Below are 14,952 nucleotides of genomic sequence, written 5' to 3'. Positions count from 1 at the left end.
TAAATTTATTAAATCAAATAGTTAATGCCTTTTCAATATAATTAGCAGTTTTTGCTACTATTTCTTCATCAAATAGTTCTTGTTCTTTCATAATTAACTTCCTTAATAAAATGCTTTCAATAATCCCAACAAAAACATAGTAAAAAAATTCAAAATCATTTTCTAAATCTATATAACCCTCTTCTTTTAAATATTCATAAGCTGTTTTTAAGCGCTCTGTTCTTTCTTGATCCATTATCTCAAATTCTCCTACAAAATCTTCATTTACAGATACAGATTCTCGTAAAATAACTATGGTTAAATCCCTATTACCAGCATAAATATTAAAAGCATCTCTAATTAATATTTTAACAAATGATTTAAGGTCATCACTCCTAGCTACTATCTTCTCAAGGTTTATACCCTCTTCAATAAAATTCCTTTGTTTTTTTATTAAAGCTAAAAATAATGCCTTTTTGCTTTTAAAATATAGATAAAAAGTCCCTTTAGCAATACCAACTGCCTCAACTATATCAGCAATTTTGGTATTGTAATAGCCCTTGCAGGCAAAAATTTCAACTGCTGCATCCATTATCTCTTCTCTGCGTTCTCTCAATGTCAACCCCTCTTTGTTAAAATTTTCTCCTCTTTTTTTTAGTTTATCACAAATTAGAGAATATTTACAGTATAGCAATTAGCAAAATTTCTCTAGGCATTAAAAAAACCCGGAGGAAATAATTCCTCCAGGCATTTTATTTAACTTAAGCTGCTATTTAATTAAAATGTAACTGAAAGGGAAGTAGTAAGTGAACTACTTTCAGCTTCTACATCTTCTGATCCAACTTCACCATCAATCCACTTAGCTTCTACATTCCAAGCGGTATTTTCAGAAAGATCTCTATTCATATGACCTTTCAGATAGTTATAGTTAATTACATTAGCATCATCATTTTCTTCATTCTTGTTAACTAAAGCTGCACCAAGAGTAGTTACTTCATCTAAGGCATATTCTGTACCTAGTTCGATTACTCTTGTATCATAGTCATCTGTATAATTATCATTCATGGTGTACTCAACCATTGCATAGTTATTGAAGTCACCATAAGCATTATCTAATCTAGCTTCTATAGTGTGCTTATCTTCGTCATTATAATTATTAGCATCATCAGCAATTAGCTCATCACCGATTTGAACAAAGGTATATGAACCACTAATTGTATTGTTCTCATCTAGATCAAATGCGGCTCCAATATTGAAGAGATCATAGTCTCTTGCTTCTTCTAAGTCACCTTTGTACTGATTGAAGTCTTCACCAACAGTTTCAAATCTTGCATTAACTGTTAGATCTTCTGTTGCAGCAAACTCTCCATCTAAGGCAACTAAGAAATCATCTTCTTCAATTAAGTCTTCATCATCAGTACTATCAGTAAAGACAACTTCTCCACCAAGGGTTACAGCATCTGCAACTGCAACATCACTTAGAGCCAGACTAAATACATTTAACTGATCATGATCTAATCTTGTTTGATAAAAACTACCAGCTAAAGTACCAAAGTCCATATCACTTGAAGCACTAACACCATAGATATCATCTGTTACCTCATCACCGAAACCGGCTACTAAGAATGTCCAGTCAATATCTAGATAGTCTTTAGCAACTTCTACACCCTGCAGATCTTCATCATCTACATAGTAAGGAGCTAAGTGCTCATCTTCAAGATCTCCAGCTCTCATATGAATACCTTCATATTCAAAATATAGAGTAGCTACATCCATTTCAAAATCTAGGTCATCACTTTCTTCATAACCAAAGGCACTTTTCTCTTCAGTGAAAACATTGGAAATAGCATCAACATCTAAGAGGAAGTTAGCTTCTCCTACATTACCATAGATATTGAAGTTATATTCCTGCCAGAATCTCTTCTCAGATGGAAGATCATCTGCATCTTCCCAATCATAATCTTCAGCATCTGAACCACCAACAATTCCATCATCTATATATGGATCTAAATTATCAAATTCAATATCTCCAGGTAAATCTAAATCTAAAGCATCATCATCAGCCCAGAGAACCATAGCTGCTACTATTTCATCATCAGCATCTGGATAATCTGCAACTTCAAACATTGTATCTACTGTTGCAGAGAACTCGATATTGTCTTCAGGTACATCCATAGCATCTACTCTAGCTTCTAGATCTTCTAAATCTTCTGCTAGAACTTCTACATCTGCCCCTAAAACAGCAAGTTCTTCTCTGAGTTCATAGGTTAAAGCTTCAACGATATCTGCTACTTCTTCTGCCTGCTGTTCTGTAAGACTTTCAGGCATATTTCTTTCCATTAAGGATTCAACTATAGCAGTTACATCTTCAGCCTGACCTTCTGTAAGACCTTCTGCCATTGCTTCTTGTTCAGCCGTAATATTATCTAGAGCACGGCTAACCATAACAGCCATTTCGTAGCGTGTCATTGACTGTTGACCTTTATATTCACCATCTGGATAACCTTCAACTACACCAGCAGCAACAAGAGAATTAATAGCATCATATGCCCAGTGATCATCAGGTACATCAGTAAATGAACCATGATGGCCTGCAGCAAATGCTGGAACTGCTAATGCTAAAACTAAGATTAACGAGATTGTTATTGTTAGTTTTTTCATTATAAATTTCCACTCCTTTTTTTAATTTTTAACTTTTTAATTATATTACTTTTATTCCTACAATTAATACTCAGGAGTCTGAGCTAAACTTCACCAGCAAGAAATTAATAAGTTGCCTAGTTTCCTTATTTATTTCTTTAAAAGTTCAGTTTATATTCAGACCCATCTATGTCAAACTACCCTATTAAAAACCACATCCAGCAAAGTCAATTTATGTTCCCCCTTCCTCTTTCCTATTTTTGGGTAGTTGAACAACAAAATTAAGAATCTTATATTTTTAAACCGGCTTTATGTGAACCAGGAGAAAATCGGTGCCCCCCGATTTAATCAATTCAGCAGGAACAACAAGGGGTAACAAGTCTCTTGCTGAAATTGATTAGTTATAATAAATTTTACAACTTTCTCCTGGTTAAAAAACCAATCAATTTTTATTTTTAAACATTATGACTGACCGGTCATTCATTAATATAGCATAGAAAATTTCTTTTGTCAAATAAAAAAGACCCCCTATTTACATTTTTACTCCAGCAAATAAGGGGGCTTTTAAATTAAAAATTATATCTGAAACCAAAAAAATCAAAATCTCTATCAGCTTTTAAAGCTAAATTGTCAGCTATTGAATAAAGAAAGTTTATTTCTGAGTCCTGACTGCTGTAGTTCTTATATTCTAATAAAATATTTCTTGCTTTTAACTCCAATCTCATTTTGGCCATTGCTTTACTATCATCTCTTTTAAGGTTGCTGAGCCCTGCTCCCAACCAAAGCCTGCTTAGATAACCACTGTAAACATCATAGCTGGCCCATAAACTCTGCTCATTAAAGCTATTTAATTCTCCACTAAATTTAATTCTGTATTTAGGTGATAGATCATAATTTAATATCCAATCACCATCACTTAAAGCATTAAAAGCTAGACTCAAATGATTATCATCTTTGTTAGGAGTATTGCTTTCATAATTTTTTATCGCTAATTCTTCAAAGAGACTATCTAAACGGAGAAAATCTCGTCCGTAAAACTTTTCAAGCTCCGGTCCTCTTACCAAAACTGGTACTGTCATACTATCAGCTGTTAGACCCAAATGGCTGCCTTCTCTTACATAGCCTCCTCCCATAAACTTCGGAGAATTTAAAACAGTTAAAAGGTCACCAACAAATTCATTTTTAAACATAGCTGTAATATTATAGGGAGCAAAAGGAAAATAGCTGTCATATGTTAATTCAAGCCATTGATCTTCATTTAAAAATTCACCTTGATAGCCTTTATTATAATAATTAAAAGTATCTGCTCCCTCATATAAATATGCTATTTTATCCTCTTTGCTTTTAAAAGTTATTTTTGACCGAGGATGATAACCGATGATTTCAGTCTCATTTTTTTGATAAAAAACATAATCAAGGGGAGTATTTTTGGCAATTTCTCTGCTTAACTGATCTTTATCTATTTGATCATTATTATTATTTAAATAAATATTTGGATAAGAATAGTTTGCAATTTTACTATCCAGTTCTTCTAACAGTTGATCCTTAAAGCTTACCTTTTCACCAAAAACCATTCCATGGTCAGAATAAATTATTATATTCAAATCTTCGGGAAAATCTTTTGCTGCTTCTCCAAATGAACGATCAAATTGATATAATTTATTTAACTGAGACCTTTCTCCCCAAATATGACCATAAGTATCTGGAGAAAAATAATAAAATTCTACCAATCCATATTTATCGATCAGATCAGCTAAGTTTAACATTGCAGCAGGTGCTAAATTTGATAATGCGGGATAACCATAAATAAAATTACTGCGGGCCCGCCGATCAACACTTGATCTCATTTCATTAAAAACAGAAATCTTCCCTTTTCCTGTTTCAGTTTCTTCATCATAACGATCCCAATCCAACAATTCTCCTTCTGAAATCTTTTTTGACTCCCTAATTCTGCTGATGACCACCTGAGTAGAGGGCGGAAAATATGTGATCCCATGTTCTATCATGTTTTCTTCTGCAAAATACTCAGCTAAATTTGGCAGATTTCCCTGCTCTAATTCAGAAAAAAACATCTCTGAAGAAATTCCATCAACATGAATTAACAAATACTTCTCTTCAGCAGCAGTATTAAAGCTAAATAGTATTAATATCATAGTCAATATAATTAAAATTAAGCTAATCCTTTTTTTCATTGATTTACACTCCATTTGATAATGATTATTATAATTATAAGTTAAAAAAAGCTTAAAGTCCACTCTTTAGAAAAAAAAATACCCTAATCCTAGGGTATTTGAAATTGCTTATTCTACTTTATAATCATTTTTTTTGAGATCATAAGCTTCAGCATCCTCTTTGCTTTTCTTTTTAAGCTCTTTATCATCACTATTATATTTATCTAAAATATCCTTTAAAAAAGGCCACATTATTATAAAGACTGCTATATCATCTAGCTGCCCAACAACCGGGAAAAAGTCCCAGATCAAATCATAAGGGAATAAAAAATAGGCAATTGGAAAAATAAATAATAATTTTTTAGTTAGTTTTACTTCAGGATCTTTCATCAATCTAAAGATATCTGAAATTGTGCCAAAAACCCTCAGCATAAGATCACCTCAATCTCCTTAAACTCTACCTTTATTATATAACAACTTAATTTAAAACACAAAATACCCGGACAGTTAAAATTCAACTGCCGGGTATTTCTAAATTGCTTTTTATCTATTTTTATATTTAATTATATGCAGATAATTTAAGAGTTATTTAATTAAAAGATATAATTAGATCTTACTGCTTCTTCACTAACATCTTCAGCATCAACAGGTGTAAAAGCAGGTACTACCGCACCCTGATACTCTTCTAAAATAAAATCTTCTACTTTTTGACTGTTAAGAACTTCTCTTAAAATCTTGATTTTTTCGTTATCCTGATCCTCACTTCTAACTGCCACAACATTTACATATGGTGAATCACTATCTTCTATCACTAAGGCATCATCAAGCGGATTTAAATTTGCTTCTAGAGCATAGTTTGTATTGATAACAGCACCTGCTACATCAGGTAATACTCTTGGTAACTGAGCAGCTTCCAGTTCATTAAATCTAAGGTTTTTTGGGTTATCAACAATATCGATTGGAGTAGCATTTAGGTTTTCAGGATCATCTAAGGTTATTACTCCACTATTATGAAGTAATATTAAAGCTCTACCTTCATTGGAAGGATCATTTGGAACTGCAATAGATGCTCCTTCTGGTATAGCTTCTAAACTATCATATTTATCAGAATAAAGAGCAATCGGCTCAACATGAACCCTAGCTACTGGGACTAAATCAAGACCTCTATCAGCATTAAATTGATCTAAATAAGGAATGTGCTGAAAATAATTTGCATCAATACTGCCATCATCTAAAGATAGATTAGGTGTTACATAATCAGTAAATTCGATAATTTCTAACTCTATACCTCTTTCTGCTAGATCATCCTGAACAAACTCTAAAATTTCTGCATGAGGTACAGGTGTAGCTCCTACTCTTAAAACATGATCATCAGCCATTGCTGAAAAACTCGCAACTACCACAAATGCCAAAACTACTAAAACTAAAACTCCTTTTTTAATCATCATTATCTCTCCTCTTCTACTTATTATTAAAGTAATGTATTTTTTATAGATAAATTAAATTATCTATGATCAAACTTATTTGCAATCCAATTACCAGAATGCTGTAAAATCTGTACCATTAAGACTAAGATTACAATGGTCTCAAGCATGATAAGCAGCTGAAAGCGCTGATATCCATATCTAATCGCAATATCGCCGAGACCACCCCCTCCAACTGCTCCTGCCATCGCTGAATAACTTACTAGGCTGATTGAAGTTAGAGTTAAACCTAAGATTATTGCAGGAAGAGCCTCTGGTAATAATACTTTAAATACAATCTGGGTTGGACTTGCTCCCATTGATTGGGCAGACTCTATAACACCATCCTGTATTTCTAAAATCGCATTATCTGTTACCCTACCCATAAAAGGGATAGCTGCCAGTGAAAGTGGAACAACAGCTGCATTAGTACCAATAGAAGTTCCAACAATCATTCTGGTAAAGGGAATAACGGCAACCATCAAAATTATAAAGGGGATTGAACGGCCAATATTAATAATCCCATCAAGTATGAAATTAACAAATCTATTTGGTAAAATATGATCTTCCCTTGTGATAGTTGTAAATACTCCCAGGGGAATACCTAAAATTATTGCAAAAAGCAGTGACATAGCTACCATATATAATGTCTCTAAAGTACCACTTATCATCAAATCATTATATCTAGCTAATTCTGATATTAGATCAAACATCGTTAAGCACCTCCACATTTAGACCTTCACTCTGCAGATATGATATGCTCTGTTCCACATTTTCTAAGTCCCCTTCTAAATCTAAAATCAGAGTTCCAAAGGGAACACCCTGTATTTCATCTATGTTACCATATAAAATATTTGCATCAACAGAATAATGTTTAACCAGGTCAGAAATATAAGGCTTATGAGTCTTTTCACCTACAAAGGTAATTCTTACTAATTCTCCCGGCCTTTTTGCTTTAACATATTTAACTATTCGGGGAGGTAAATTATAATCTATTACAGCACTAATAAACTTTTTGGTTAATGCGGTTTTAGGTCTGGCAAAAATATCAAGCACTGAACCCTGTTCTATAATTCTTCCCTCTTCTATTACAGCAACCCGGTCACATATATCTTTTATAACACCCATCTCATGAGTAATTAAAATAATAGTTAAATTTAATTCTTCCCTTATTTTAGCTAATAAATCTAAAATAGATTTGGTGCTTTCCGGATCTAAAGAAGAAGTAGCCTCATCAGATAATAAAAGGTCGGGATCATTGGCCAGAGCTCTGGCAATACCTACCCTCTGCTTTTGTCCACCAGAAAGTTGAGCTGGATAATGATCAGCTCTATCAGCCAGGCCTACTAAATCAATTAATTCTTTGGCCTTTTTAATTCTTTTCTTTTTCGAAACTCCAGCGATTTCTAAAGGAAAGCTTACATTTTTTAAAACTGTCCGGGAAGATAACAAATTAAAATGCTGAAAGATCATTCCAATTTTTTGTCTGGCCTGTCTCAAATTCAAAGAACTTAAATCTGTTAAATTAACATCATTAACCATAATTGAGCCAGCTGTGGGATCTTCTAAGAGATTCAGCATTCTGATCAAGGTGCTTTTACCAGCTCCACTGGGACCAATTATACCGAATATCTCCCCATCACTAACTTCTAAATTTAGTTCATTGATTGCTTCTATGTTTCCCTGTTCTGTATAATAATGTTTGCTCAAGTTTTCTATTTTAATCACATCTATCACCCTTAAAATAATAATAACTGCTCATTATCAAGAGCAGTTTACATTAAAAAAATCCTCATGAGAGGATTAGATTTGCCTCTCATCTATCATTCCCTATTTGGAATGCTGGAATTAGCACCTTACTTCAGTCTTTAAGTAGGTTGCCGGGCATCACAGGGCCATTCCCTCCGCCACTCTTGATGAATAAATATTATTTTTTATTAATTTAATTAGAAGTTTATCACTCAATTTTAATTCTGTCAAGTTTCTTTTTATTAAAATCTATTTGTATATTAAAATATATTAATTAATACTTATGGAATAAAAAAATATAATTCGTTTTAAATTACAATATATTAAAAGTAGATATCTTTGTTATATCAGCTATAATGGTAATGATTTAATTATATTGATAGAAAAATTTATTTATAAGCTTGACATGAGAAATATATAACTATATACTAATATTAGCCAATAATAATATCAATAAATATAAAAGGTGATCAAAAATGAAAAATTTACTGCTTTTTTTAAAATGTATAGCTGATGAAAATAGACTTAAAATTTTAAAATTGCTGCTGGGAGATCCTTATTGTGTCTGTCAGCTCCAGGAACTATTGTCTAAATCTCAATCTAGTATTTCACAACATTTATCATACTTTAAAGAATTAGACTTATTAAATGAACGACAGAGCAGCAAATGGACATATTATTCTATAAATAGAAAAAAATATGATCAATATCTTGCTGAGTTAATAGCTTTAAATTCAAGCTCACTTAAAGAATTAAAGTTAACAGAGCTAGAAGAAAAGCTCAATAACCTTTCAGCTGCTGAAGTAATTGCTAATACGAATGGTGAAAAAGGGAGTTGTTGTAATTGATAAATAGATTTGCTGAATTGCTTGTTTATAACCTCATGGGACTTGATTCTGCAACAAGACTTGGTAGCTCAGTTCATTTTTTCTTCTATGATACTATCAAGATAATTTTCTTGCTTAGTGTAATGATTTTTGTTATATCTATAATCCGCAGTTATTTTCCACCAGAAAAAACTAAGCTATTATTAAGTAAGCGCAAAAAAGTTACAGGTAATATATTAGCTTCTTTGTTAGGAGTTGTTACCCCATTTTGTTCCTGTTCTTCAGTTCCAATTTTTATTGGTTTTGTTGAATCAGGTATACCACTGGGAATAACTTTTTCTTTTCTAATCACCTCACCAATAGTAAATCAGGTAGCATTGGTAATGCTGTTTTCGCTTTTCGGCTGGCAAATAGCTTCTATTTATCTGCTTAGTGGTATTTTAGTCGGAATTATTGGTGGACTAGTGATTGGAAAGCTCGGCCTGGAGGATCAAGTTGAAGAATATGTTTATCAAATTCAGGCAGGTGAAACTAAAGTTGAAGAATTAAGCTGGGAAAAAAGAATCAGTTATGCTAAAGCACAGGTTACAGAAATAGTGAGTAGGGTCTGGAAGTATGTAATTATTGGAATAGGTATTGGAGCCTTTATTCATGGCTATGCCCCTGCAGATTTATTAAGCCAATATGCAGGAGCAGATAATCCATTAGCTGTAATTGCAGCTGTGGGAATAGGGATACCTCTTTATGCAAATGTGGTAGGTACTATCCCTATAGCTCAAGCATTAATTGGAAAGGGAGTCGCTATTGGTACTGCTCTCAGTTTTATGATGGCTACCACAGCTTTATCCATACCAGCAATGATTATTTTACGTAAAGTTATTAAGCCAAAACTTTTGACGGTTTTTGTTACAGTAGTTGGTGTTTCAATAATCGGAGTAGGTTATATGTTTAATTTCTTGGTTAATATAATATAAGTTATTAGCTTTGGAGGGATATAGATGTCTAAATCAAAAAAAATAATTCTCTATATCAGCGTTTTCGCGATGATTTATTTAATACCTTTTCAGACCGAGCAGCTGCAGAGGGCAGTAATCGAAGCTATAGAAATGCTGCAGTATTATGCTCGTGAACATGTTTTATTTTGTTTAATACCAGCTTTTTTTATCGCAGGTGCAATAGCAAATTTTATCTCTAAAGATTCCATAATTAAATATTTTGGTGGTAAAACTAAAAAGTGGATTTCTTATTCTGTTGCTTCGGTTTCAGGTGCGATATTAGCTGTCTGTTCCTGTACTGTATTACCTTTATTTGCTGGAATTTATAAAAGAGGAGCAGGAATTGGGCCTGCAGTAGCCTTTCTTTTTTCTGGGCCAGCGATCAATGTTTTAGCAATTATTTTAACGGCCCGCGTTTTAGGCTGGCAGTTAGGTCTGGCTAGAGCAATTGGGGCGGTTTTTTTCGCCTTGATTATAGGACTTTTAATGGCAGCAATCTTTAGAGACTCAGACCAAAAAAGATTAGAAGATTTTGTTCAAGAAGATGGTCAGGATCTTCCCCGTTCGGGTTTGCAAAACATCATTTATTTTATTACTATGATTTTGATTTTAATTTTTGCAACCTGGACTCAACCTGAAGGAGCATCTGCTTTCTGGAATTTAGTTTATCAAATAAAATGGCCAGCTGTAGCAGTTTTATCTCTAATCTTAGCTTTAGAACTTTATACTTGGTTTGAGAAAGATGAGCTAAACAGCTGGCTTGATGAGACCTGGAGTTTTGCCGAACAAATAGCCCCACTTTTATTTGGAGGTGTCTTAATTGCTGGATTCTTGATGGGTGCACCAGGCAGTGATGCTGGTTTAATACCTCAAGAATGGATAGCTGCCTTAGTAGGTGGAAACTCTCTTTTAGCTAACTTTACGGCTTCAATTTTAGGTGCATTTATGTATTTTGCTACTTTAACTGAAATTCCTATTTTACAGGGCTTGTTAAACTCAGGTATGGGCCAGGGACCTGCTCTGGCATTATTACTAGCTGGACCTGCTTTAAGTTTACCCAATATGCTTGTAATCAGAAGTGTAATCGGAACCAAAAAAACTTTAGTCTTTGTTGGAATTGTTGTAGTCATGGCTACTTTTACCGGTATGGTATATGGTAATCTTGTGCTTTAATTAATTAAAATATATTATAAGGAGTGGTTTAAAAATGGAAATTAGAATTTATGGACCTGGATGTAGAAATTGTGTTAACTTAACTAAAAACGCCAAAAAAGCTTTAGAGCAAACAGGTGTAGAAGCAGAAATCATTAAGGTAGAAGATATGCAGGATATCATTGAAGCAGGAATTATGACAACACCTGCTATAGGTATTGATGGAGAAGTAAAAATCAAAGGTAGAGTTGCCAATGTAGAAGAGATCATAGATTTAATCAAAGCCAATAATTAAATTACTAAAACTTTAAATTTAAATAAAGAATTAAAAGACCTTAGAGGCAAAAAATGCTTCTAAGGTCTTTATACTTTAATATGATTATATTTATTATATGAATAAGAAACCAAGTCTAGCAAATATCCCTCCAATAAAAAAGGAAAAACCTATGGTGAAGAGGAATATTTTTGTAGCAAAAATAAAAGAAAATTCACGGGCTAACATTGCTAAAACTGCTATACAGGGCACATAAAAAAGAGCAACTACTGCACCAACAAAAAGCTGTACAGAATTTAAACCCATCTCCAATAATGGTAATACAGCTAATTCACGCCTTACCACACCTAAAATGAGGGGCACAGAAGCTTCAGAAGGCATTAACAACCAGTGTTCTATAATCGGTTGAAATAATCGTCCTATTTGTTCTAAAATACCAAGTTCATAAAGTAAAGCTGCTGCAGCAATAGCATAGATCATCATTAATGCTCCATCACTGATATACATCTTTAATCTGAGCCAGACCTTTCTCAAAATCATCTTAGGTTCAGGTATTAAAAGAGGTGGGATTTCCAAGACCAAAGGTTCATTTTTACCTTCAATACTTTTATCCATGATGATAGCAGCACCTATAATAGCAAGAAATGAAACAAGAAATACTAAAAACATAACCAAAATCGATTCTTCAGCTAAAAGTGAAATCAAAGCTCCAGTCTGAGAAATACAGGGAACAGCTAAAGAAATCAAAGCAGCAACTGTTATTCTCTCCTTGCGGGTTGCTAAAGCTCTTGTAGCTGCTATACCAGGTATAGCACAACCATAGCCTAAAAGCAGAGGAATAATATTGCCTCCTGTTAGACCAATCTTATTAAACAACCCATCAAGCAGAACAGCCAAACGCGGCATATATCCACTGTCCTCCAATAAACTAAGAGCAGTATAAAATGATAATACATAAGGAAGCACAAGGGCAAAAGGCCATTCTAAACCTTTGATTAAAAAGCCATATTCACCAACTAAAATATTTCTGATTATACCTTCAGTGGTAAACATAGTAACTAATCTATAGATCTGAGGGAAAACCAGTCCTCTAAAAAATGGTAATAAGACATACTGCCTTAATCCCATCCCAATTCCTACGACTATAGCAAAGATAACTGCTAAAATTAATAGAGCCAGGGGTATACCCGGCCAGGGTGAAGAAAGTTTATCTCCCAATTCTTCTCTTTTGTTTTTTGCTTTTTTAGACTTTTGCTTTAAATATTTAGCGCTTAATCTTTCCGCATTTTTCCAACTAGCTTTAATCTTTTTTGGTAATTTTTTTTGATTTTCAATTTGGATTTTTTCGCTAATCTTATTTTTTAATTCTGCCAAGCCAAATTCCTTAACAGCTACGGTTTCTATAATATCTATCTTTAATTCTTCTGCAAAAGCTTCTGCAGCAAAACTATAACCTTTTTCTTCTAATAAATCAATTCTATTTAATACTGCGATAGCAGGAATACCCATTTCTAAAATTTGCAGGAGTAAATATATACTGCTTTCAATATTATTAGCATCAAGCACAATCACTAATAATGATGCACCTTTATTTAGCATATCAACAGCAACTTGTTCTGCCTCATTACTCGAATCAAGGGTATAGGTGCCTGGTACATCAATTAAGTAGATATCATCATCTCTATAAGTGATCCTACCTTCCTTATAATCTACAGTTGTACCAGAATAATTTGCTATTGCAGAATCAAGACCTGTAAGGTGATTAAAAATCACACTTTTCCCCACATTGGGTGGTCCCATTAATAAAACTTTATTCTCTTTATTTTCAAATTGCGGCATGTGCTGATACCTCATGTCTAACCAATATCTTTGCAGCAATATCTTTAGCAACTGCTATCTGTCTTCCCTCAATTTCAACAACTAAAGGACCATTGAAGGCCTGAGAACTTAAGATCTTAATTTTTTTACCCTTTCTTAAACCTAAAGGGGCTAAAAGAGAATGTTTGGGAACATGCAAGATTTCAGCTTCAGAATTTTTGGGGAAATTTTTTAATGATAAATCATTATTAAGTGGCATATTATTCACTCCTCCATATATTTTCTAAGTCATTTATATTAAAGATTCTTTTTTATTGAAAAATAGATACCTGGATAAATTAATTGAAGCTAAGCTTGATAATAATAAGGGAAACCAAAAGGTAGCAAACCTAAGTATTAAAGCAATTGTAAGTCCTTCTGTATAGGAAATATCAGCTTGAGTTAAAATCAGAGCCATAACTGCTTCAAAGCTTCCTAAACCACCAGGTGAAACAGGTAATAAAGCTATCAAATAAGCTAAAAAGGTAGCAGTTATAATTACAAAGGGACTGATATCATAAGCTAAATAATTAGCAATTATATAGGTTTTGACTGGATAAAGCAGCCAGAATAAAGCAGCAATAGATATCAATAATAATAATTCTTTAAAAGTACATAAATTAAAGCTTTGATTAATAATAGCTTTTATTTTATCTTTACAAGTAATCATTTTATGCTTTAGATTAGCACTAAGAGAAAAATAAGCTGCTATAGCTAAGCCAAAGAAAATCAAACTATACAATAATATATTATAATTAAAATTAATATTAATCTCTTGAATTAAAAAGTTTTTATTATAGATAAAAAGAATAAATGCAAAAAGTAAAAATGGTAAAAAAGTAGCAAATTTTTGAACTGCTATATAAGAGATAAAGTCACTAACTTCTATCCCAGTTATTTTATTATAAAGATAAACCTTTGCTGACTCTCCTCCTAATTTAGCAGATGGTGTAATACTTTCGATAAAAGAAGAAGCCAAATTAATATTTAAAATATGACTGAATTTTGCTTTGTTTTGACCACTAAATTTAAATAAAATTTTCCATTGATAAGCTATTAAAATAATGGTAGAAATTTGTAATAAAATTAAAGCTGCAATCAGCTTATATGAGATTTGGTTGAAGATATTTACAATTTCAGTTCTTCCCTGCCAGATGGTAAAAGAAAGAAAGGTTAAAATTAAAATCGCAAAGCTATATTTAATAACTTTCATTTTTATAAACTCCCCTCAAAATCAAAACAAAGGGTTCTATCAAAGGTAAGAAAATTTTGCTTTGCTTTTGAGAAAACAGCTCCCCTGGGAAGCTCTAATTTATCATATGCATCATAGAATTTTTTTCTCGGTTCTCTTATCAAAAGTTTTTTGATCTTTTTATCCTTAATCAACTTAATTTTTTTATAAATATCATTTTTACCCTCTGTTTGCAGAGCAGCTAAAACTTTAGAATAATTGCACTTTTCTAAAGCCCTATCAGCAGCTAAATGAAGAAATTCAATCTGCTCTTCTGTTATTTTAAGTTTGCTCATTAGTTTTTGCGCCTGTAAAATTGCATTTTTATCATAATCAACTGCAATAACCTTGGCTCCACTTAATTTATGAATATAATAGGCTGTAAAAGGTAAGGCACCACAGCCAATATTTAATACTACATCTTCAGAATTGATATTACCAAGTTTTATTTCTTTAGCAACCGTTTTTTTATAAGGCCTGGCATAAATTTTAAATAATAAATCATTTGCCTGGGCTTTTTTCTCGATTTGCTGAATTATTTTTCTGATTGCTCTCATCTCTGATCTCCTTTATTTTAATTATTAGATAATGAAAGTCATTATCGATTGGACACT

The 14,952-nt window shown here is 32.7% G+C and carries 15 protein-coding genes and 1 riboswitch; of the genes, 4 read left to right on the top strand and 11 right to left on the bottom strand.

What is annotated here, in order from left to right:
- Positions 1-13: 13 nt before the first annotated feature.
- The 7 genes from LJ207_RS03495 to LJ207_RS03465 form a co-directional block, all read right to left on the bottom strand.
- Positions 14-595 carry a TetR/AcrR family transcriptional regulator gene (locus LJ207_RS03495; protein ID WP_229344118.1) on the bottom strand — a complete coding sequence of 194 codons (582 nt, stop codon included), beginning with the start codon at positions 593-595 and terminating at the stop codon, positions 14-16.
- A 161-nt stretch (positions 596-756) separates the two neighbouring features.
- Positions 757-2,640 (bottom strand): S-layer homology domain-containing protein, encoded by a 1,884-nt coding sequence (locus LJ207_RS03490; protein WP_229344116.1) that lies wholly within the window; start codon positions 2,638-2,640, stop codon positions 757-759.
- Positions 2,641-3,188: 548 nt separating this feature from the next.
- Positions 3,189-4,811 carry an alkaline phosphatase family protein gene (locus tag LJ207_RS03485; protein ID WP_229344115.1) on the bottom strand — a complete coding sequence of 541 codons (1,623 nt, stop codon included), beginning with the start codon at positions 4,809-4,811 and terminating at the stop codon, positions 3,189-3,191.
- Positions 4,812-4,919: 108 nt separating this feature from the next.
- Positions 4,920-5,222, bottom strand: coding sequence for a YkvA family protein (locus LJ207_RS03480; RefSeq protein WP_229344113.1), 303 nt, complete (start codon positions 5,220-5,222; stop codon positions 4,920-4,922).
- Between the two features lie 161 nt (positions 5,223-5,383).
- A complete protein-coding gene (locus LJ207_RS03475; protein WP_229344111.1) occupies positions 5,384-6,238 on the bottom strand; it encodes a MetQ/NlpA family ABC transporter substrate-binding protein in 855 nt (284 codons plus the stop codon).
- A gap of 56 nt (positions 6,239-6,294) precedes the next feature.
- Positions 6,295-6,966 (bottom strand): methionine ABC transporter permease, encoded by a 672-nt coding sequence (locus LJ207_RS03470; protein WP_229344109.1) that lies wholly within the window; start codon positions 6,964-6,966, stop codon positions 6,295-6,297.
- A complete protein-coding gene (locus LJ207_RS03465; RefSeq protein ID WP_229344107.1) occupies positions 6,959-7,981 on the bottom strand; it encodes a methionine ABC transporter ATP-binding protein in 1,023 nt (340 codons plus the stop codon). Before LJ207_RS03465 ends, LJ207_RS03470 begins: the two co-directional genes overlap by 8 nt.
- Positions 7,982-8,066: 85 nt before the next feature.
- Positions 8,067-8,176, bottom strand: a riboswitch (SAM riboswitch).
- Positions 8,177-8,478: 302 nt separating this feature from the next.
- Here LJ207_RS03465 and LJ207_RS03460 point away from each other — a divergent pair.
- From LJ207_RS03460 to LJ207_RS03445, 4 genes are read left to right on the top strand one after another with little or no spacing between them, the layout of a single operon-like run.
- Positions 8,479-8,850 (top strand): ArsR/SmtB family transcription factor, encoded by a 372-nt coding sequence (locus LJ207_RS03460; protein WP_229344106.1) that lies wholly within the window; start codon positions 8,479-8,481, stop codon positions 8,848-8,850.
- Positions 8,847-9,803, top strand: coding sequence for a permease (locus LJ207_RS03455; RefSeq protein ID WP_229344104.1), 957 nt, complete (start codon positions 8,847-8,849; stop codon positions 9,801-9,803). Before LJ207_RS03460 ends, LJ207_RS03455 begins: the two co-directional genes overlap by 4 nt.
- A 24-nt stretch (positions 9,804-9,827) precedes the next feature.
- Positions 9,828-10,997, top strand: coding sequence for a permease (locus tag LJ207_RS03450; protein WP_229344102.1), 1,170 nt, complete (start codon positions 9,828-9,830; stop codon positions 10,995-10,997).
- Between the two features lie 34 nt (positions 10,998-11,031).
- Entirely contained in the window at positions 11,032-11,271 is a 240-nt protein-coding gene (locus LJ207_RS03445; RefSeq protein ID WP_229344100.1) for a thioredoxin family protein, read from the top strand.
- Between the two features lie 93 nt (positions 11,272-11,364).
- Here LJ207_RS03445 and LJ207_RS03440 read toward each other — a convergent pair whose 3' ends face one another.
- From LJ207_RS03440 to LJ207_RS03425, 4 genes are read right to left on the bottom strand one after another with little or no spacing between them, the layout of a single operon-like run.
- Positions 11,365-13,089, bottom strand: coding sequence for a ferrous iron transporter B (locus LJ207_RS03440; RefSeq protein ID WP_229344098.1), 1,725 nt, complete (start codon positions 13,087-13,089; stop codon positions 11,365-11,367).
- Complete coding sequence (locus tag LJ207_RS03435; protein WP_229344097.1) at positions 13,076-13,327, bottom strand: FeoA family protein; 252 nt, start codon at positions 13,325-13,327, stop codon at positions 13,076-13,078. The genes LJ207_RS03440 and LJ207_RS03435 overlap by 14 nt, the downstream gene beginning before the upstream one ends.
- A 33-nt stretch (positions 13,328-13,360) precedes the next feature.
- Positions 13,361-14,320 carry a lysylphosphatidylglycerol synthase transmembrane domain-containing protein gene (locus LJ207_RS03430; protein WP_229344095.1) on the bottom strand — a complete coding sequence of 320 codons (960 nt, stop codon included), beginning with the start codon at positions 14,318-14,320 and terminating at the stop codon, positions 13,361-13,363.
- 2 nt (positions 14,321-14,322) lie between these two features.
- The gene (locus tag LJ207_RS03425; protein ID WP_229344093.1) at positions 14,323-14,895 is read right to left on the bottom strand and encodes a class I SAM-dependent methyltransferase; all 573 of its coding nucleotides are present in this window, start codon (positions 14,893-14,895) and stop codon (positions 14,323-14,325) included.
- Between the last annotated feature and the right edge of the window lie 57 nt (positions 14,896-14,952).

Source organism: Halanaerobium polyolivorans, assembly GCF_020711195.1.
GTDB classification, from domain to species: domain Bacteria; phylum Bacillota; class Halanaerobiia; order Halanaerobiales; family Halanaerobiaceae; genus Halanaerobium; species Halanaerobium polyolivorans.
This window is presented reverse-complemented; position numbering and strand designations above follow the sequence as displayed.

Excerpts from the sequence above, each read along its gene's own strand:
- LJ207_RS03430 (WP_229344095.1), bottom strand. The coding sequence starts at position 14,320 with ATGAAAGTTATTAAATATAGCTTTGCGATTTTAATTTTAACCTTTCTT.
- LJ207_RS03450 (WP_229344102.1), top strand. The coding sequence starts at position 9,828 with ATGTCTAAATCAAAAAAAATAATTCTCTATATCAGCGTTTTCGCGATG.
- LJ207_RS03440 (WP_229344098.1), bottom strand. The coding sequence starts at position 13,089 with ATGCCGCAATTTGAAAATAAAGAGAATAAAGTTTTATTAATGGGACCA.
- LJ207_RS03485 (WP_229344115.1), bottom strand. The coding sequence starts at position 4,811 with ATGAAAAAAAGGATTAGCTTAATTTTAATTATATTGACTATGATATTA.
- LJ207_RS03475 (WP_229344111.1), bottom strand. The coding sequence starts at position 6,238 with ATGATGATTAAAAAAGGAGTTTTAGTTTTAGTAGTTTTGGCATTTGTG.
- LJ207_RS03425 (WP_229344093.1), bottom strand. The coding sequence starts at position 14,895 with ATGAGAGCAATCAGAAAAATAATTCAGCAAATCGAGAAAAAAGCCCAG.
- LJ207_RS03460 (WP_229344106.1), top strand. The coding sequence starts at position 8,479 with ATGAAAAATTTACTGCTTTTTTTAAAATGTATAGCTGATGAAAATAGA.
- LJ207_RS03490 (WP_229344116.1), bottom strand. The coding sequence starts at position 2,640 with ATGAAAAAACTAACAATAACAATCTCGTTAATCTTAGTTTTAGCATTA.
- LJ207_RS03480 (WP_229344113.1), bottom strand. The coding sequence starts at position 5,222 with ATGCTGAGGGTTTTTGGCACAATTTCAGATATCTTTAGATTGATGAAA.
- LJ207_RS03470 (WP_229344109.1), bottom strand. The coding sequence starts at position 6,966 with ATGTTTGATCTAATATCAGAATTAGCTAGATATAATGATTTGATGATA.
- LJ207_RS03435 (WP_229344097.1), bottom strand. The coding sequence starts at position 13,327 with ATGCCACTTAATAATGATTTATCATTAAAAAATTTCCCCAAAAATTCT.
- LJ207_RS03445 (WP_229344100.1), top strand. The coding sequence starts at position 11,032 with ATGGAAATTAGAATTTATGGACCTGGATGTAGAAATTGTGTTAACTTA.